Source organism: Bartonella doshiae NCTC 12862 = ATCC 700133, assembly GCF_000278155.1.
GTDB classification, from domain to species: Bacteria; Pseudomonadota; Alphaproteobacteria; order Rhizobiales; family Rhizobiaceae; genus Bartonella; species Bartonella doshiae.
The window spans coordinates 542,559-561,762 of record NZ_JH725094.1; the positions used below are offsets into that span (position 1 = coordinate 542,559).

17 protein-coding genes are annotated in these 19,204 nt (G+C 37.4%); 11 read left to right on the forward strand and 6 right to left on the reverse strand.

Annotated features, from left to right (window positions below; all coding sequences use genetic code 11):
* Window positions 1-21: 21 nt before the first annotated feature.
* The gene (locus tag MCS_RS02400) at window positions 22-975 is read right to left on the reverse strand and encodes a peptidylprolyl isomerase (RefSeq protein ID WP_004855204.1); all 954 of its coding nucleotides are present in this window, start codon (window positions 973-975) and stop codon (window positions 22-24) included.
* 422 nt (window positions 976-1,397) lie between these two features.
* On the opposite strand from MCS_RS02400, the gene secA reads away from it, so the two are divergent.
* From secA to prmC, 4 genes are all read left to right on the forward strand, one after another.
* Window positions 1,398-4,115, forward strand: a complete 2,718-nt coding sequence (gene secA, locus MCS_RS02405; protein WP_004855206.1) for a preprotein translocase subunit SecA — start codon at window positions 1,398-1,400, stop codon at window positions 4,113-4,115.
* Complete coding sequence (locus tag MCS_RS02410; RefSeq protein WP_004855209.1) at window positions 4,054-4,548, forward strand: Fur family transcriptional regulator; 495 nt, start codon at window positions 4,054-4,056, stop codon at window positions 4,546-4,548. Before secA ends, MCS_RS02410 begins: the two co-directional genes overlap by 62 nt.
* 179 nt (window positions 4,549-4,727) lie before the next feature.
* The gene (gene prfA / locus MCS_RS02415; protein WP_004855211.1) at window positions 4,728-5,807 is read left to right on the forward strand and encodes a peptide chain release factor 1; all 1,080 of its coding nucleotides are present in this window, start codon (window positions 4,728-4,730) and stop codon (window positions 5,805-5,807) included.
* The gene (gene prmC, locus MCS_RS02420; RefSeq protein ID WP_004855213.1) at window positions 5,804-6,664 is read left to right on the forward strand and encodes a peptide chain release factor N(5)-glutamine methyltransferase; all 861 of its coding nucleotides are present in this window, start codon (window positions 5,804-5,806) and stop codon (window positions 6,662-6,664) included. The genes prfA and prmC overlap by 4 nt, the downstream gene beginning before the upstream one ends.
* A 2-nt stretch (window positions 6,665-6,666) precedes the next feature.
* Here the strand turns inward: prmC and nrdF are convergent, their stop codons facing one another.
* Genes nrdF through nrdH form a run of 4 tightly spaced genes read right to left on the reverse strand, consistent with a single transcriptional unit; the run spans window position 6,667 to window position 10,410 of the window.
* A complete protein-coding gene (gene nrdF / locus MCS_RS02425; RefSeq protein ID WP_004855216.1) occupies window positions 6,667-7,641 on the reverse strand; it encodes a class 1b ribonucleoside-diphosphate reductase subunit beta in 975 nt (324 codons plus the stop codon).
* A gap of 11 nt (window positions 7,642-7,652) precedes the next feature.
* Window positions 7,653-9,806, reverse strand: a complete 2,154-nt coding sequence (gene nrdE / locus MCS_RS02430; protein WP_004855217.1) for a class 1b ribonucleoside-diphosphate reductase subunit alpha — start codon at window positions 9,804-9,806, stop codon at window positions 7,653-7,655.
* Window positions 9,788-10,186 (reverse strand): class Ib ribonucleoside-diphosphate reductase assembly flavoprotein NrdI, encoded by a 399-nt coding sequence (gene nrdI / locus MCS_RS02435; protein ID WP_004855219.1) that lies wholly within the window; start codon window positions 10,184-10,186, stop codon window positions 9,788-9,790. The genes nrdE and nrdI overlap by 19 nt, the downstream gene beginning before the upstream one ends.
* Window positions 10,186-10,410: a glutaredoxin-like protein NrdH gene (nrdH, locus tag MCS_RS02440; RefSeq protein ID WP_004855222.1), complete on the reverse strand. Its 225-nt coding sequence runs from the start codon at window positions 10,408-10,410 to the stop codon at window positions 10,186-10,188. Before nrdH ends, nrdI begins: the two co-directional genes overlap by 1 nt.
* A 702-nt stretch (window positions 10,411-11,112) precedes the next feature.
* Here nrdH and MCS_RS02445 point away from each other — a divergent pair.
* The 7 genes from MCS_RS02445 (at window position 11,113) to MCS_RS02475 (ending at window position 18,254) form a co-directional block, all read left to right on the forward strand.
* Window positions 11,113-11,862: an ABC transporter ATP-binding protein gene (locus MCS_RS02445; RefSeq protein WP_024864163.1), complete on the forward strand. Its 750-nt coding sequence runs from the start codon at window positions 11,113-11,115 to the stop codon at window positions 11,860-11,862.
* Window positions 11,863-11,865: 3 nt separating this feature from the next.
* Window positions 11,866-12,738, forward strand: coding sequence for a metal ABC transporter permease (locus MCS_RS02450; protein WP_004855226.1), 873 nt, complete (start codon window positions 11,866-11,868; stop codon window positions 12,736-12,738).
* A 9-nt stretch (window positions 12,739-12,747) separates the two neighbouring features.
* Window positions 12,748-13,674: a metal ABC transporter solute-binding protein, Zn/Mn family gene (locus MCS_RS02455; RefSeq protein WP_004855228.1), complete on the forward strand. Its 927-nt coding sequence runs from the start codon at window positions 12,748-12,750 to the stop codon at window positions 13,672-13,674.
* A gap of 355 nt (window positions 13,675-14,029) precedes the next feature.
* On the forward strand, window positions 14,030-15,355 hold the full coding sequence (gene ugpB / locus MCS_RS02460) for a sn-glycerol-3-phosphate ABC transporter substrate-binding protein UgpB (RefSeq protein WP_004855231.1): 1,326 nt from the start codon (window positions 14,030-14,032) through the stop codon (window positions 15,353-15,355).
* Window positions 15,356-15,455: 100 nt separating this feature from the next.
* On the forward strand, window positions 15,456-16,340 hold the full coding sequence (gene ugpA, locus MCS_RS02465; protein WP_004855234.1) for a sn-glycerol-3-phosphate ABC transporter permease UgpA: 885 nt from the start codon (window positions 15,456-15,458) through the stop codon (window positions 16,338-16,340).
* A 13-nt stretch (window positions 16,341-16,353) separates the two neighbouring features.
* Window positions 16,354-17,205, forward strand: a complete 852-nt coding sequence (gene ugpE / locus MCS_RS02470) for a sn-glycerol-3-phosphate ABC transporter permease UgpE (RefSeq protein ID WP_004855237.1) — start codon at window positions 16,354-16,356, stop codon at window positions 17,203-17,205.
* Between the two features lie 2 nt (window positions 17,206-17,207).
* On the forward strand, window positions 17,208-18,254 hold the full coding sequence (locus tag MCS_RS02475) for a sn-glycerol-3-phosphate import ATP-binding protein UgpC (RefSeq protein ID WP_004855240.1): 1,047 nt from the start codon (window positions 17,208-17,210) through the stop codon (window positions 18,252-18,254).
* Between the two features lie 117 nt (window positions 18,255-18,371).
* Here MCS_RS02475 and MCS_RS02480 read toward each other — a convergent pair whose 3' ends face one another.
* Window positions 18,372-19,094: a glycerophosphodiester phosphodiesterase gene (locus MCS_RS02480; protein ID WP_004855244.1), complete on the reverse strand. Its 723-nt coding sequence runs from the start codon at window positions 19,092-19,094 to the stop codon at window positions 18,372-18,374.
* Window positions 19,095-19,204 lie beyond the last annotated feature (110 nt).

Sequence of the window (19,204 nt, forward strand, 5' to 3'; positions counted from 1 at the left end):
TCGCCCAGCTTCAAAATACTATTATTCGGCTTCTTCTTCATTGGATGTTTCATCCGGAAGCTGCATACCATTTTGGTTAAGCGACTGCATCAGTTTCGTAACATGAGGATCAGGATATTTTACATCTATATTACCGCGCAAATCAGAAATCAGCATTTGGTAACGTTCTTTTATAAGCTGTGTACGCAACATCTCTTTAACATCATCAAATGTAGGAGGTTGTTTCAAACGACGATCTTCTAGCTTAATAACATGCCAACCAAAAGGACTTTCAACAGGCTTTTTAGTAAATTCACCAACTTTTAGACCAAACGCGGCATCTTCAAAAGATTTAACCATTTGTCCATGGCTAAAATAACCAAGATCACCTCCAACAGCAGCTGAACCATCTGTCGAAGTCTTTTTTGCAATCTCTTCAAAGTTTTCTCCTTTAGTTAAGCGCTTAATGATAGCTTCCGCTTCTTTTTTCGTTTTAACCAAAATATGACGTGCTTTAATTTCATCCTCTTTGGGCAAAGCAGCAACTTCCTTATTATAAAGGCTTTCTAAATCGCTATCCAAAATCTTGTCAACAATCATCTGTTTAAAATAAAGCTGCTGCAGAACATTATCACGCATAACTGCCATACGCTTATCATAAGCTTCAGTCTTATCAAGACCTTGCTTTATTGCCGCTTTAGCAAGTACTTGCATATCCAAATAAGCTTTTAAGACTGTTATACGACGTTGTTCATCAGGAACATGTACCAAATTAGGATTTATTTCGAGCGCTAACTCATCCAATTGTCCTGCTGTAATATTCTTCCCATCAATAACTGCCATCACATGAGAGGGAGAAACTGTTTTTTCAGAAGCTTTCTCCAAAGTCTTTAAATCATTCGATGGTGAATTCAAACTTTCTTGGGCAATGACCTCCCAACTTGTGCTTGCCAATAAAGTTGATGCCAAAAACAGCGTAATAAAGTTGAATTTCATAATATACTCCTTAAAAATGAAGGCATGCCCAGGATCATAATTCTTTCTACCATAGCATGTTAATCTCTAAACGTGGACAAATAAATTGGTAATTTTGTTTTAAAAAGCATACACTTTTTTTTATTTTTATCCCTCCTACCCCATCTTATGATACGAAAAAATACGATAATAGAGAAAAATGACATATTACACATTAAATTACTCTGTATTGTGGTAGTTAAATAGCATTACTAAAGTTGACACGATGCGCTTGGACCCTTATCTCTATTTCATAATTGAAGTAGAAGATTTGCGCACCAACCAGTAAGTATAATAATACCATCTGTTGCCAGTTATATTAAATACTTTTTGAGGTGCTGAGTGTGGGGATGATATATGAAATCCCCAACAGTAGTGATAACAAATAAAAGAAAGGGCCAGAAATGGTCAGTTTAGGTGTCTTTACGCGTAAATTTTTTGGTTCCGCTCATGAGCGTCGTCTCAAGCCTCTTCGCCAAAAAGTCATGCAAATTAATGCCTTGGAAGAAAAATTCCTGAAATTAAGTGATGCGCAACTTTGCCAAAAAACTGAAGAGTTTCGTAAACGTCTCACTGAAGGCGAGACCATTGATTTGCTTCTACCAGAAGCTTTTGCTACTGTCCGTGAAGCAGCAAAACGTATTTATGATATGCGTCCCTTTGATGTACAACTCATTGGTGGAATGGTGCTTCACGAATGTGGCATTGCTGAAATGCGTACCGGTGAAGGTAAAACATTAATGGCAACTTTGCCAATTTATCTCAATGCATTAGAAGGAAAAGGCGTTCATGTCGTGACAGTAAACGATTATCTTGCTAGTCGTGATGCTGAGACAATGGGAAAGATCTTCGGCTTTCTAGGGCTAACAACGGGTGTCATTCTTCATGATCTTGATAATGATGCCCGCCGAGCAGCCTATGCATGTGATATTACTTATGCAACAAATAATGAATTGGGTTTTGATTATCTGCGCGATAATATGGCTTTTGATCGCAGTCAAATGGTCCAGCGTGGTCATCATTACGCAATTGTTGATGAAGTTGATTCAATCCTTATTGATGAAGCACGGACCCCTCTTATTATTTCTGGTCCTCTAGAAGATCGTACCGACTTCTATAACCTTATTGATACATTTATTCCAGCCTTAACGGCAGAAGACTATGAAATAGACGAAAAACAAAAAACAACAGTCTTTACCGAAATTGGTACTGAAAAAATTGAGAAAATGCTCGAACAAGCTGGGCATCTAAAAGGAGAAAGTCTTTACGATATAGAAAATGTTGCTATTGTTCATCATATTAATAATGCCCTAAAAGCCCATAAGTTATTTGTCCGTGACAAGGACTACATTGTTCGCAATGGTGAAATTGTTATCATTGATGAATTTACAGGACGTATGATGCCAGGACGGCGTTATTCTGAAGGGCTTCATCAAGCACTAGAAGCCAAAGAGCATGTTGCTATTCAGCCAGAAAATCAGACACTCGCTTCTATCACTTTCCAAAATTATTTCCGTATGTATAGAAAATTGTCTGGTATGACAGGAACCGCTACAACAGAAGCCGAAGAATTCGGTAATATTTATGGCCTTGATGTTGTTGAAATCCCCACAAATTTACCAGTACAGCGTCTTGATGAAGACGATGAAATCTATCGAACAGCAGAAGAAAAATATCATGCTATTGTGCATGATATCCGCCAAGCGCACGAAAAAGGGCAACCCATTCTTGTTGGAACAACTTCTATTGAGAAGTCAGAACAATTAGCAGAACGTTTGCGAAAAGAGGGTATTACTGATTTTAGAGTCTTGAATGCTCGCTATCACGAACAAGAAGCATACATTATTGCACAAGCCGGTGTCCCTGGAGCATTAACCATCGCAACAAACATGGCTGGTCGGGGAACTGATATACAACTTGGTGGGAATGTCGAAATGCGCATCCGGCAAGAATTACAAGATATTCCCGAAGGTCCAGAGCGAACTGCTAAAATTGAAGCAATTAAAAAAAATGTTCAGAAACTCAAGGAAAAAGCATTAGCAGTTGGTGGTCTTTACGTCATTGCAACTGAACGCCATGAAAGTCGTCGTATTGATAATCAACTTCGTGGACGTTCTGGTCGTCAGGGTGATCCTGGACGTTCAAAATTCTTTCTCTCTCTCCAAGATGATCTCATGCGAATCTTTGGCTCTGAGCGTATGGATAGTATGCTACAAAAACTTGGACTGAAAGAAGGTGAAGCCATTATTCATCCATGGATTAATAAAGCCATCGAAAAAGCGCAAAAAAAAGTCGAAGCGCGAAACTTTGAAATTCGTAAAAATTTATTAAAATATGACGATGTCATGAATGATCAGCGCAAAGTCATTTTTGAACAGCGTATGGAAATCATGAACGCAGATGATTTAACTGACATGATTCTTGAAATGCGCAATGAAGTGATTGAAGATCTCGTAGAAACCCATGTCCCACCTGGAACATATTCTGAAAAGTGGGATATAAAAGCCCTACAAGAAGAACTTCATCAGCTCTTTAATCTTGAGATTCCAGTAGAAGAATGGGCAAAAGAAGATGGAATCGCTGAAGAACAAATCTTAGAGCGTGTATCTAAGGCTATTGCCAAACTTGATAACGAGCGTACTGAACGCTTTTCTTCAGAAGTTATGGCTTATTTTCACAAAGCTATATTACTTGAAACCATTGACGCTTTATGGCGTGAACATCTAGTCAATTTAGACCATTTACGTTCTGTAGTTGGTTTTCGTGGTTATGCACAACGAGATCCGCTCAACGAGTATAAAACAGAATCATTTGAACTCTTTCAGACTATGCTCAGAAATTTGCGTAGAATCGTTACTTCTAAACTCATGCGGTTCGAGATCATTCAACAACCAACAGAATCACTCATGCCTATAAAAACAGATGCTAATGCCTCCTCCATTCATGATCAAAACAAAGAGAACTCACCAAGCCTTTGGGCACGAACGCAAGAAAATAAATTTGTTAACCCAAAAGACCGTAATCCCAATGATGTAGCCACATGGGGAAAAGTGGGACGTAATGAGCGTTGTCCTTGTGGTTCAGAAAAAAAATACAAACACTGTCATGGTGCATTCATTTAAAAAGCAAACGATTGAAATGGGTAAAAAGCGAAATTTTGAAAAAGAATTACGCACTGCAGGTTTAAGAATAACGCGTCAACGACGTGTTATTCTTGATATCTTGTCCGACACAAACGACCATCCGAATGCATTTGAAATTTTTCAACGTGCAAACAAAATTGATTCTAGTATTTCACTTTCAACTGTTTATCGAACCATGAAAACATTAGAAGAAAATGGAACAATACACCGTCATACCTTTAGTGGTGGACCTTCTCGTTTTGAGCAAGCAGATAGGCAACACCATGATCATCTCATTGATGTAGAAACAGGACAAGTTATTGAATTTCATTCTGATATCATTGAAAAACTACAAGAGGAAATTGCTAAATCTCTTGGCTATGACATTATTCACCACCGTCTTGAGCTTTACGGAAAAAAACGCAGCCTTTAAAGTAATGCTTTCCTGCGTATAATTAATAAACACCTTATGCCAATAGAATTTTGCATAAGTTTTCCTTAAAAACCTATAGTTTTCATTGGCAAAAGAGTCTTTCTGCTTTATTACCCCTTTTTATATGATGTTATAAAACATCAATTGCCAATATTATCACAAATTAGGCCTATATTATTATGGTTTCTTTGCCACAAGATCGTATGCGACAACTTGAAAAGCGTTTTGAAATAATTGAAAGCCAAATGGCTAAAAATCCCAATGCTGAAACTTATGTAAAGTTAGCTTCTGAATATGCGGAATTACAGCCAATCATCACTTCCATACGAACATTAAATGCTCTTTCCATAGAAATAACAGAGCTAGAAACGATCATTCGTGACAAGTTAACAGATGTAGAGATGCGTATCCTTGCCCAAGAAGAACTCCCACTATTATATCAAAAGGTAGAACAACTTGAAAAAGAGCTCCAAATTCTTTTGTTACCCAAAGATATTGCGGATGAAAAAAATGCTATTATTGAAATTCGGGCAGGAACAGGAGGATCAGAAGCAGCACTATTTGCCGGTGATCTTTTCCGCATGTACGAACGTTATGCCTGTACGCATCACTGGAAAGTTGAAGTTGTTTCTCTTAATGAAGGTGAAGTTGGTGGATATAAAGAAATTATTGCTACCGTTTCAGGCAAGGGAGTCTTTTCTAAACTAAAATTTGAATCAGGCGTTCATCGTGTACAACGCATCCCTGAAACAGAAACAAGTGGACGCATCCATACGTCTGCTGCTACCGTAGCAGTGCTTCCAGAAGCTGAAGAAATTGACATTGAAATTCGTCCAGAAGATATTCGCATTGATACAATGCGTGCTTCTGGAGCAGGAGGACAGCATGTCAATACAACCGATTCAGCTGTTCGTATCACACATATTCCAACAGGAATTATGGTTGTACAAGCAGAAAAATCACAACATCAAAATCGAGCACGAGCACTCCAAATTTTACGTGCGCGCTTATTTGATATCGAACGGCAAAAAATAGAAAGTGAACGTTCAGTATCCCGTAAAAATCAAGTTGGCTCTGGTGATAGATCTGAACGTATTCGTACTTATAATTTTCCACAAGGGCGTGTCACAGACCACCGTATTAATCTCACGCTGTATAAGCTTGATCGCATCCTGGAAGGAGACCTTGATACGCTTATTGATGCTCTCATATCTGATCATCAAACAGCACTTCTTACGGAAATGGATAAGAATGAATGAGTGCTCATACTCTCAATGATACTCTTTTGAAAACACAAAAAAAGCTGCTATATCATGGGATTTTGGAAGCTAATTTGGATGCAAAAATACTTCTTGAATGGGTAACAAAAACAACAGCATCTGATAGAGTTCTAAAACCCAATATGATCCTATCTTCTGAACAAATTATACAATTAGAACACGCTGTACAACGACGGATTGCTGGTGAACCAGTTTACCGTATTATAGGAGCACGAGAATTTTATGGAATATCCTTCGCATTATCTCAAGACACATTAGAACCACGCCCTGATACAGAAACACTAGTGGATCTTGTTTTACCACTTCTCAAAAAACAAGGAGAAAACTTAGGAAAAATAACAATGCTTGATATGGGAACAGGTAGTGGTGCCATTGCCATTGCACTTCTTAAGCAAATTTCTCAATTGTCTGCAGTAGCAGTTGATATCTCTGAAGATGCTCTCAAAACAGCGACAAAAAATGCAAAAAATGTAAAAGTTATTCAACGCTTTACACCTCTTCTTAGTGATTGGTTTGAATCCGTTACAGGTCAATTTGATCTCATTATTTCCAATCCACCCTATATTCCAGAAACAGATATCAAAAATCTTACCAAAGAAGTGCGCTTGTATGACCCATTGCGCGCTCTGATTGGTGGAAAAGATGGCCTTGATTTTTATCGAAAGCTCGCTTATGAAGCTGCAAACTATTTAAAAGAAAAAGGCTATATCGCTGTCGAAATCGGCTACTCTCAAGAAAGAGAAGTTTGTAACTTATTTGAAAAAAATGGCTTTCTGTGTTTAGAAATGCGCGAAGATCTGAATGGTATACCCCGCGCTCTTCTCTTTGCAATCTAGGATTAAAATTCCCAATCGTCATCGGTAGTAGCAACTGCCTTACCAATCACATAAGAAGAACCAGCTCCCGAAAAGAAATCATGATTTTCATCAGAACTTGGAGACAAAGACGCTAAAATAGCTGGATTAACACGACAAACCTCAGGTGGGAAAAGAGCTTCGAAACCCAAATTCATTAAGGCTTTATTCGCATTATAATGAAGAAAAATTTTAACATCTTCCGTTAATCCAATCGTATCATAAAGATCTTCAGTATATTTACATTCAATATTGTAAAGATCAAAAAGCAAATTAAAAGCAAAGTCTTTCATTTCCTGCTTTTTAGCTTCATCAAGTTTTGCAAAACCCAACTGGAACTTATAACCAATGTAATAACCGTGGACAGCTTCATCACGGATAATAAGCCGAATGAGATCAGCTGTATTGGTTAACTTAGCGCGGCTGGCCCAATACATGGGTAAATAAAAACCAGAATAAAATAAAAAGCTTTCTAGTAAAGTTGAAGCAACTTTTTTCTTTAGCGGATCATTTGCTTCATAACGCTCAAGAACTAATCTAGCCTTTTTCTGCAAATGAATATTTTCTTCTGACCATCTAAAAGCTTCATCGACTTCTACTGTTGAACACAAAGTTGAAAAAATAGAGGAATAAGAACGCGCATGTACTGCTTCCATGAACGCAATATTCGTCAACACTGCCTCTTCATGCTCTGTTATGGCATCAGCCAGAAGCGAAATAGCTCCTACGGTGTTCTGAATCGTATCCAAGAGAGTCAGTCCTGTAAAAACACGAATTGTTAGTTTGCGTTCTTCCTCCGTTAGACTTGCCCATGAAGGAATATCATTAGAAAGAGGAACCTTTTCAGGTAACCAAAAATTTCCAGTTAAACGGTTCCAAACTTCAAGGTCTTTTTCATCATGCAATCTATTCCAATTGACAGCAGAAACTACAGGATTTTTGGTTGTAATCTTTGTCATATGATTATCTCCTATAAACTGCACGAAACACAGCCATCCACTTCTGTTCCACTTAATGCCATTTGCCGTAACCGCACATAATAAATACTCTTTATACCTTTTTTCCAAGCATAAATTTGCGCGCGATTAATATCACGTGTAGTGGCTGTATCAGGAAAAAATAACGTTAACGAAAGACCCTGATCAACATGCTGTGTAGCAGCAGCATAGGTATCAATAATTTTTTCAGGACCAATTTCATAAGCATCCTGATAAAAATCCAAATTCGTATTATCCATGTAAGGAGCAGGGTAATAAACGCGTCCAATTTTTCCTTCTTTGCGAATCTCAATCTTTGAAGCAATTGGATGAATAGAAGATGTTGCATAATTAATATAGGAAATAGACCCTGTAGGAGGAACAGCCTGAAGATTACGGTTATAAAGCCCATACTCAACAACAAGATTTTTGAGCTCTTGCCAATCCCTTTGGTCCGGAATCATGATATTATTCCGTGCAAAAAGCTCTTGTACAAGCGCAAACTGAGGCTTCCATTCCTTTTCAATATATTTTGCAAAAAAACGACCGTCTGCGTAAGCTGAATTTTCAAATCCTGCAAACACCTCTTGACGTTCGCGTGCAATCAAATTGGAAGCACGTATTGCATGATACGTTACAGTGTAAAAATAAATATTAGTAAAATCAATCGCTTCTGGAGAACCATAATAAATTTTCTCACGTGCTAAGAACCCATGCAAATTCATTTGCCCTAAACCAATTGCATGACTTTCGGCATTACCTTTCGCAATGGAAGGTACACAAGCAATATCGCTCATATCAGAAACTGCCGTAAGAGCACGAACTGCAGCTTCCACCGTCTGTCCAAAATCATTGCCTTCCATTGCTTTTGCAATATTCATAGAACCAAGATTACAAGATATATCACTACCAACAGTACGATACGTTAAATCCGTTTCCAGCTCACTTGCCTCATTCACCTGTAAAATTTCTGAACATAAATTACTCATATTGATACGTCCAGCTATTGGATTGGCTCGATTGGCAGTATCTTCAAACAAAATATAGGGATAACCGGATTCAAATTGGAGTTCTGCTAGTGTCTGAAAAAAAACACGTGCGCTGATTTTCTTTTTACGAATTTTTGCATTATCAACAAAAGATCGATAGTGCTCTGTCAAAGAAATATCGCTAAAAGGTTTTCCGGTAACACGCTCGATATCATAAGATGAGAAGAGATACATATCCTCATTATTGCGTGCCAGCTCAAAAGTAATATCAGGAATAACTACACCAAGCGAAAGCGTTTTAATTCTCACTTTTTCATCAGCATTTTCACGCTTTGTATCCAAAAATTTCATAATATCTAAATGATGCGCATGTAAATAAACAGCGCCAGCTCCCTGCCGGGCCCCAAGCTGATTGGCATAAGAAAAAGAATCTTCCAAAAGCTTCATCACAGGTAAAACACCTGAAGATTGATTTTCTATTTGCTTTATTGGTGCCCCTGCTTCCCGTAAATTCGTTAAACAAAGCGCTACTCCTCCACCACGTTTAGAAAGTTGTAATGCTGAATTAACCGAACGGCCTATCGATTCCATATTGTCTTCAATACGCAAAAGAAAACATGATACCAATTCACCGCGTTGCTTTTTTCCTGCATTCAAAAACGTTGGTGTTGCTGGTTGAAATCGTCCTGTAATAATTTCATCCACCAAACTCTCAGCAAGAGCCTTATCCCCTTGTGCTAAATATAAAGCTACAAGACAAACACGGTCTTCGTAACGCTCAAGATAGCGTTTTCCATCAAAAGTCTTCAGCGTATAGCTGGTATAATACTTAAATGCACCCAAAAAAGTAGGAAAACGGAACTTAAATTCGTAAGCACGTTTAAAAAGCTTTTTAATGAAAGAAAAATCATACAGTTCAAACAAAGCTTTCTCATAATATCCTTCTTCTATCAAGTAATCTATTTTTTCTTTCAGATTATGAAAAAAAACCGTGTTTTGATTAACATGCTGAAGAAAATACTGCCGAGCAGCAAGCCTATCCATATCAAATTGGATATGTCCATTTTCATCGTAAAGATTAAGCATTGCATTCAATGCATGATAATCTGTAATCTGATGATCTGTTTTCTGTGACTGTTCTATATCGATTGTTTCCAAAATCTTTCCAATCCCTTCTTTACGCAAATAACATCTTCATCAGTGCCACGCAGCTCAAAACGATAAAGGCAAGGTACAAAACACTTTTCAGCAATAATTTTGCTGGCCAAATTATAATAGCGACCGAAATTACGATTTCCACCTCCAATGACACCACGAATTAATTCGCGATTCTCTACTTCATTGAGAAAATGAATAACTGCTTTCGGCACAGCCATTCTCCCTTCACCATCTGCATAAGTAGGAACAACTAATACATAAGGCTCAGCAGCTAACAAAGACGGCTTTTTTTTATCAATTTTTAAAAGTCGCTGACCAAGCTGTGAGACAAAATACTCTGTATTACCCGTTGCACTCGAATAATAAACAACAAGCCCCATTAAACACAAAGACCACTAATCATATCCGGTCTAAAACCAGACCAATGGTTTTCACCACAAACAACTACAGGAACCTGACGATATCCTAGAGATTGCACAAAACTGTATGCTTGTTCATCACGGGAAATATCAACGACACAATAATCAATGCCTTTAGCATCAAAAGCACGACGTGTAGCATCACATTGGACGCAAAATGGCTTACTATAAATAGTGACCGGCATTTTCTTCAACTTTCATAATTCCAAAAGAATCAACTCCAAAAGAGTAGATTTTGACAATCTTATAGATATTCAACAATAATAAAAAAACAGAAATTGTAAGCAAACATGTGCAGCTATACACCTATTCAAAAACACATAGCTCTCTGATGACAGAAATCCCCATCAAATTATTAAAAATTATGATGAGAATAGATAATTATCCTAGAACTTAAATGGCAAATTCGCTCAATTATAAAATAGTCTTTTGTTTGCACTACAATTCCCTCCTGCTATTAAAAAACTAATGATCTTTTGACCTTTAAAACGCATCGAGCAAGCCGTTCTATAAATCTTAGCTTTGCTCTTCATAACAAAAATAAACTTACAAAAACGAAAGGAAATTCCCCCTACAGAGATATTCCTACAGAAATACCGCTTTACTTTTGGTAATATTATCACATTATGGAAATAACTTAGACGCCAAACCAAACACGCTGTACCCTCACTTGTGCTTATTTAGAATCACCAATCATTTTGATACTATATATAGTATACACACTCTCTCTTTCGTCAAGGAAAATTCAATCATTATTTTGAATTTTCCACGATCTTCCCGCTATAATATTCAGCGCAAAAAACATATGTAATAATATAACGATTATTGACAAACGTTATATTATTACATATGTTTTTTTAGCAACATAATCAAAAATGGTATATAGTATGGGTCTTCATTTCGACAATGCAACATTAGGCTATGTCAATAGAGTAACAATAAAGAATTTCTCAGTAAAACTAGAAACGGGCTCGTTGATCGCGATAACAGGAGATAATGGTTCTGGAAAATCTACATTACTTAAAACTGTTGCCGGATTAGTTAGACCTATCAGAGGTAAAATTACAAAACCAAAGAAAAGTCGAATTGCTTATCTTGCCCAACGATGTGAAATCGATAGAACATTCCCAATTGATGTTGAAACGCTCATAAAAACAGGGCTATGGGCTTTTTGTGGATTATGGAAAAATCAACGCCCTTATTATTCTAAAATCCAGTCTGCTCTTGAAATAGTTGGACTCTCAACACTCGCCACGCGATCACTTGATACACTCTCAAGTGGACAATTACAACGAGCCCTTTTTGCACGTATCATCGTACAAGATGCCGATATTATTTTACTTGATGAACCTTTCAATGGTGTGGATCATAATACCCAAAAAGATCTTCTTGCTTTGATCACACATTGGCAACAACAAGGGAGAACAATTCTTACAGCACTTCATGATCCCCTCATTGTACAAGAGCATTTTCCCCAAATGATTCACATTCATCAACAAAAAGCCTTTTATGGAAAAACAATGCTGTTTAATAACAATGTCGACCACAGTATGCTATCTCCCACATCCAACTTTCTCCGTATTAATAGACAAAAGTACTGTCTGCCCCTTAATGATTCTCACTCTATAGGATCATAATACGTGTATACATTTTTCCTTGCACCCTTCGTTGATTTTCATTTCATGCAAAATGCTCTCATTGGTTCGATTCTTCTGTCCATCAGTGCTTGTCCTATTGGAGTATTTTTGATGCTACGCGGAATGAGTCTCACAGGAGATGCTATATCCCACGCTATCCTTCCTGGTGTAGCAACTGCTTTCCTTTTTTGTGGTTTCTCCCTCATATCTATGACACTTGGCGGAATCGTAGCTGGTATCATTGTCACTTTAGCAACTGCCCTTACTTCACGAAACAGCTTCCAAAAAGAAGACGCATCAATGACTGTCTTTTATCTTATTGCACTCGCAACAGGCGTCATTATTATTTCACTTAAAAATGCAACAATTGATCTACTCCATCTCCTATTTGGATCAGTGCTTGCACTTGATACACAGGCTCTTTGGCTAATCGCCACAATAATGCTAATTACCATGTGCAGTCTCTGTATTTTATGGCGTGCACTCGTAGTAGAAAGCTTTGATCCCCTCTTTTTTAAATCACTCTCTCCATTGAGTAAATATGTTCATATATCATTGCTTGGACTCGTTGTGCTGAATCTGGTTGGTGGTTTCCAATCACTAGGGACATTGCTTTCTGTTGGCATTATGATGATTCCGGCTATTTCAGCTCGTTTTTGGCTTTCGCGTCTTGGTCCGATCTGTGTGCTCTCTACTTTTTTTGGAATCACTGCTAGCATCTGTGGTCTTCTACTTTCTTTTCATCTCTCACTTCCCTCTGGACCTGCTATCATCATTGCCGCAGGATTCATTTATTTTCTTTCTTGCTTCATCAGTCCACGGGGACTTCTCGTAACATGGTTTCCCCGTCTCTTTCATAAACCCTGCTCACCCTAAGGAAATAATATGCCTAAACTTGTTCAACAATTTATTCTACTTGGAACTTTGCTGTTGCTTCTCCTTTCTTCATTTTCTGCATCTGCACATAATAAAATCAGAGTTGTCGCAAGTTTTTCCATTCTTGCAGATTTAGTAAAAAACGTAGGAGGCGATTCCATTTCTATATCCACTTTTGTTGGTCCCAATGCTAGTATTCATATTTATGAACCAACCCCTCGTGACGTTCAAGCTCTTAAAAACGCTCATATTATTTTCATCAATGGACTTCATTTAGAAGGTTTCATTGACCGCCTTATCACAGCAAGCGGAACAAAAGCACTTCTTGTCGAAGTGAGTGCCAATATCCCTCCACTTAACATCCAACACCAAAAACATGGTGCACAGGAACATAACCATTACAGTGATATTGATCCACATGCTTGGCAAACTATTCCTAATGTTGAAATTTATGTCAAAAATATTGCTACAGCTTTTTGTAAAATTGACCAACAGTCTTGTGTAAAATACAATAGAAACTCCAGCGCCTATATCCAAAAACTTAAAATAGCACAAGAAACACTTAAAACAAAAATTGCCACCATCCCAAAAGATAAACGTGTTATTATCACATCTCATGATGCCTTTAGTTATTTTGCTAAAGAATATGGTTTTACTATGCTTGCTCCCCAAAGTGCTTCAACAGAAACTGAAGCAACTGCAGCCGATGTAGCGAAGCTTATCAAACAAATTAAAACCAATAAAGCAGCTGCGTTGTTCGTTGAAAATATCTCTAATCCCCGTCTCATAAAACAGATTTCCAGAGAAACAGGTCTAAAAATCGGTGGAACACTGTATTCTGACGCATTATCGAACGAAAATGGTCCTGCTGCAACTTATCTCGATATGATGGAACATAATATTAAAACCATCATTGACGCGATAACGAAACATTAAAACACTTTACAGATTCATAACGCTTCATAATCAATAGGCTTTTCTCCCAACAAGAGCATATTCAAATACTGTACGTTTTTAAAGACAAGGATATTTACTGTTTATCTCCTTGTCTCTTTTTCGTATTTGAATTCTTTCTATTTTTCACTCCACTGTTTACAATTTTCCCATAAGATACGATAGCTTCTACAAAGGAAAAACGGATAAGTCTAAACGAATTCGTTTGACCTTTTCATGGTTCCTGTTTAAATGGGCCAATATATATTTCTGAAATTAAATCATCATGGCATGTTCATGTGTAATACTATAATTTTAAGGGGAACTTTGTATTCCATAACTTCAGAAAGGGAGAACCATGGATCGTTTTTATCTTTCCATAGTAGCATTTACAGTTGCAATCAGTATAGCAACAACGAGTTTTGCACAGACAACAATTAGCTTTTGGCATTCTATGAGTGGCGAGCTAGGAAAACAAACCGAAAGTCTTATTAATGACTTTAATGCAAGCCAATCTAAATATAAAGTTGTCCCTTCATTTCGTGGTGAATATGAAGAAGGTATGATTTCACTTATTTCGGCATTTCGCGGGAAACAACAACCGGTCCTCGCCCAAATCTATGAAGTTGGTACTGGAACCATGATGGCCGCAAAAGCTGCCATTTATCCAATTTATCAACTTATGGCTGACACAAAAGAAGAGTTTGATCCTGCAAGCTATTTGTCTGCTATTAGTGGCTATTATTCTGATGTTCAGGGACGAATGCTATCGATGCCATTTAATGCCTCAACACCAATCCTTTATTATAATAAAGATATCTTTAAAAAAGCAGGTCTTGATCCAGAACAACCACCTAAAACATGGCAAGATGTTGAAGATTTCTCTAAAAAAATTCTTGAAAGTAAAGCAGCAAGTTGTGGTTTTACAATGGCTTATGCTGCACAGTGGATTGGCATAGAAAATTTTTCAGCATTACACAATCTTCCTTTCGGAACAAAAGAAAACGGTTTTGGTGGACTTGATTCAGAGCTTACAATGAATGGACCTTTACAAGTGCGTATGTGGACCGATCTTAAAAAATGGTCTGATCAAGGTATTTTTCGCTATGGAGGTCCTTCTGGATCATTAGATGCAACACCTATGTTTATGACACAGAATTGCGCAATTTTCATGCAATCCTCAGGGTCGCGTGCGGGAATTGTTTCTGAAGCTCAATTTAATGTGGGATTTGGTATGTTACCCTATTATAATGATGTAAAAGGTGCACCTCAAAATTCAGTTATTGGAGGAGCTTCTATTTGGGTTTTAAAAGGGCATTCGCCTGAAGAATATGCAGGTGCAGCAGCTTTTCTTAAATTTCTCTCCAGAGCAGATAACCAAGCCAAATGGCATCAAGTAACAGGATATCTTCCAACCACAAAAGCTGCTTACGAACTGAGTAAAGAACAACATTATTACGATAAAAACGTTGGGGCAGATATTGCCATTAAACAAATCAATCTCAATCCACCAACTGTCAACTCAAAGGGTATAAGATTTGGTAATTTACCGCAAATTCGTTCCATTCTTGATCAAGAACTGGAAGCTGTTCTTAGTGGCTCAAAAACACCGAAAGATGCATTAGATGAAACTGTTAAGCGTGGCAATAAACTCTTACGTGAATTTGAAAAAACCAACCATTAAGGTTTTGTGATTATCGTTAAAGATAAAAAACTCAACCAAATAGTTGAGTTTTTTAGTTCTGCTTTGTTCTCTAAAGCCTCTCTCTAAAAGAGCCCTACGAATGCAAGAAAAACACGTATATTTTAAAAATAGCCTGCTCTCTTATTGGTTAATTTTTCCTCAACTTATTATAACCTTTTTGTTTTTCCTTTGGCCTACTGCCCAAGCAATAAAATCATCTTTTGAACGTGAAGATCCTTTTGGCTTTACCACAACCTTTGTTGGTTTTGAAAATTATGTGACTATTCTTTCTGATGCTGATTATTTAAAATCACTTCTTACAACCGCAATTTTTTCCATTTCCGTTACTATCACTTCAATGGCAATATCGCTTCTTTTGGCTGTTTGCGTTGACCGTGTTATCCGCGCCAAAAAGACCTATACAATGCTCTTGCTCTGGCCTTATGCTGTTGCTCCAGTATTAGCGGGTGTATTATGGTTATTTATCTTTCATCCAAGCATTGGAGTTTTCCCTTTTCTTCTTGAAAAAATAGGTATTGTATGGAATTATCGCATTAACGGTACTCAAGCGATGATCCTTATTGTTATCGCTGCCAGCTGGAAACAAATTTCCTATAATTTTCTTTTTTTTCTTGCTGGGATTCAATCTATTCCACGCTCTCAAATAGAAGCTGCTGCAATTGATGGCGCTGGTCCTTTTAAACGCTTTTGGACTGTCGTCTTTCCGCAAATTTCACCGACAACATTTTTTCTTCTTATCGTTAACATTCATTATGTTATGTTTGATACATTTGGGATTATTGATAGTACAACTTCTGGAGGGCCTGCGCGCGCAACGAGTACTCTCGTCTACAAAGTATATGATGATGGTTTTAGAAATCAAATAATCGGCGCCTCAGCAGCACAATCAACAATATTAATGTTGATGGTTATTATCCTAACGTTTATTCAGTTTCGCTGGATTGAGCGCCGCGTACAATATTAGATTGGGAAATACTATGGTTGAAAATCGTCCTATTTTGAAATTTCTAACCCATTTCACTATTATTGCTGGTATTGTCGTTATTTGCTTTCCAGTTTATGTTGCTCTCATTGCGTCAACCCATAATTCAAGCGCTTTTAGCTCAGGAATGCTACCTCTTTTACCAGGAAATTACACCCTGGAAAATTATAAAACAATCTTTGGTGGTGGCCTTGTAAAACTTGGCTTACCTAATCTCTGGCCGCTTTTAATAAACTCGCTTATTATGGCGCTTGGTATTAGTGTTGGAAAAATTATTATTTCACTTTTCTCTGCTTACGCGATTGTCTATATGCGCTTCCCTTTCCGTAAAACCGCTTTTGCCCTTATCTTTGTCACACTGATGTTGCCTGTTGAAGTTCGTATCATCCCAACATACGCAGTCGTTGCGCATTTAGGCATGATAAACACCTATGGTGGAATGATTATTCCTCTCATTGCCTCTGCAACTGCTACATTTTTATTTCGCCAGTTTTTTCTGACTGTTCCTGACGAACTCTTAGAAGCCGCTCGTGTTGATGGTGCGGGACCATTTAAATTTTTTAAAGATATTCTTCTCCCTCTCAGCAAAAGCAATATTGCCGCTTTATTCATCATTATGTTCATTTATGGGTGGATACAATATCTCTGGCCTCTTATCGTTACTACTGATCAAAAGCATCAAACCATTCTTATTATTCTAAAACAGCTTATTGTCGAATCTCTTCAACATGATCCGCAATGGAATATACTCATGGCAGTATCGGTCGTTGCCATGGTGCCGCCTGTCCTTGTTGTTATCTTCATGCAGCGGCTTTTTGTAAAAGGCCTTATTGAAACGGAGAAATAACGGTGGCCATAATCCAGTTATCAAATATAAAAAAACAATATGACAACGGTATTCTAGTCATTGATGATTTGAACTTAACTGTTGCTGATAGTGAACTTCTTGTCCTTGTTGGTCCTTCAGGATGTGGTAAATCAACCTTATTACGTATTATTGCAGGGCTTGAGCAAGTTACTTCTGGTGAACTCTTCATTGATAATGAGCGTATCAATGATCGTGAACCAGCCGACCGCGACATTGCTATGGTTTTTCAAAATTATGCTCTTTATCCTCATATGACTGTTCGTGGAAATTTAGAATATGGTCTCAAAAACCGTAAAACACCTAAAGACGAAATAAATAGACGCATTGCACATGCTGCAAAACTTTTAGAGATAGAGTCATTTCTTGACCGTAAACCACGACAATTATCAGGAGGACAACGTCAACGTGTTGCAATGGGACGAGTCATTGTACGTCAACCACGTGTTTTTCTTTTTGATGAGCCCCTCTCAAATCTTGATGCAAAATTGCGGGCACAAATGTGTATTGAAATCAAAACACTTCAGCGTTCATTGGGAACAACAAGCCTCTATGTTACCCATGACCAACTAGAGGCAATGACTCTCGCCGATAGAATAGTTGTCATGAACAAAGGAGCTATTGAACAAATTGGAACACCAATGGAAATTTATGACTACCCAGCAACAACATTTGTTGCTGATTTTATTGGCTCTCCTCCTATGAATTTTCTTGATCGCCAAATTTTGGAACAACATTTAGGCCATTCCCTTTCTTGTAATGAAGAGACTGATCTTTTGGCATTTAGACCAGAAACAATTTTGTTAGGAGAATATCCAGATAAAGGACCTGTCTTTCGCACACATATTGATCTTATCAAGCCTGTCGGATCGGGATGCCATGTCTTAACACGTTGGAATGGTGCTATTTTTACTGTTGAAATAAAAGAGCGCCTTACAAACGATTATGGTAAAGAACTAAACTTTACTGTCGCTCATGAGAATTTTCATACTTTTAATAAAACTAATGGGAAACGTACAAATAACAAATAAATAAAGTGAAAATTTTAAGCTTAATAAGAAAAGATAAGAAAATACTTCTTATCTTTTCTTATTAAGCTTAGTTTTGTTAAGAAATATCGTCGCTTTTATACAATAGATATATAATTTCTATTTCTGTGCACGTAATTGTAAAGCAAGATCTGGTTGATCCGTAGTGATATAATGCACTGGCATATCAAGCCAATGCGATAACCGAGCTCTCCCGTTAATTGTCCATACCCCTACAGTAAATCCTGCTTCACGCGCAGCTTCAATAAAATTCTGTGAAGCTATAGAACCGTTTAAACTCAGATCAGAATATCCCAATTGTTTCCATTGAGAAAAAAAACGGCACATATCATCTCCAAAGCTATCAATACACGGACCAGATGATATTCCCGCCTCAATAAAAGGACAAAGACTCGTAGGATCAAAACTGATTGCAGAAACCCGTTCTTCTAAATTTCTATTCTTAATCAATCCAAGTGCTTTTTGCGATAAAATCGTTTCACGCTCAGTATTCCCACATGTTTTAATTTCAAGATGAAGAGAAACATTAGTTGGCACCAAAAGATCAAGAAGCTCTTCTAATAGAGGGGGTGATTCAGTACTTCCTTTCACACGAAGCCTTTTGCGTGTTTCATTATCAATATCATGAATATATCCTTTTTTTCCAACCAATTGTTCCAAATGAAAATCGTGAAATACAACCACTTCACCACTTTTCAGGAGATGAACATCACATTCAATTTCATCAACGCCTAATGCAATTGCATGACGAAATGCTGAAAGTGTATTTTCGGGATAAAGATTCGCACCGCCTCGATGCGCAACAATTGTTTTCTCAGTCATACTAAACTTCATACTTCTCAATTTTAAACAATATTTAGCCAATATAGAATGCAATTATGATTTTGAAAATAAAGTCTAGACTTACAACAATTTTAGGAAATCAGTTATTT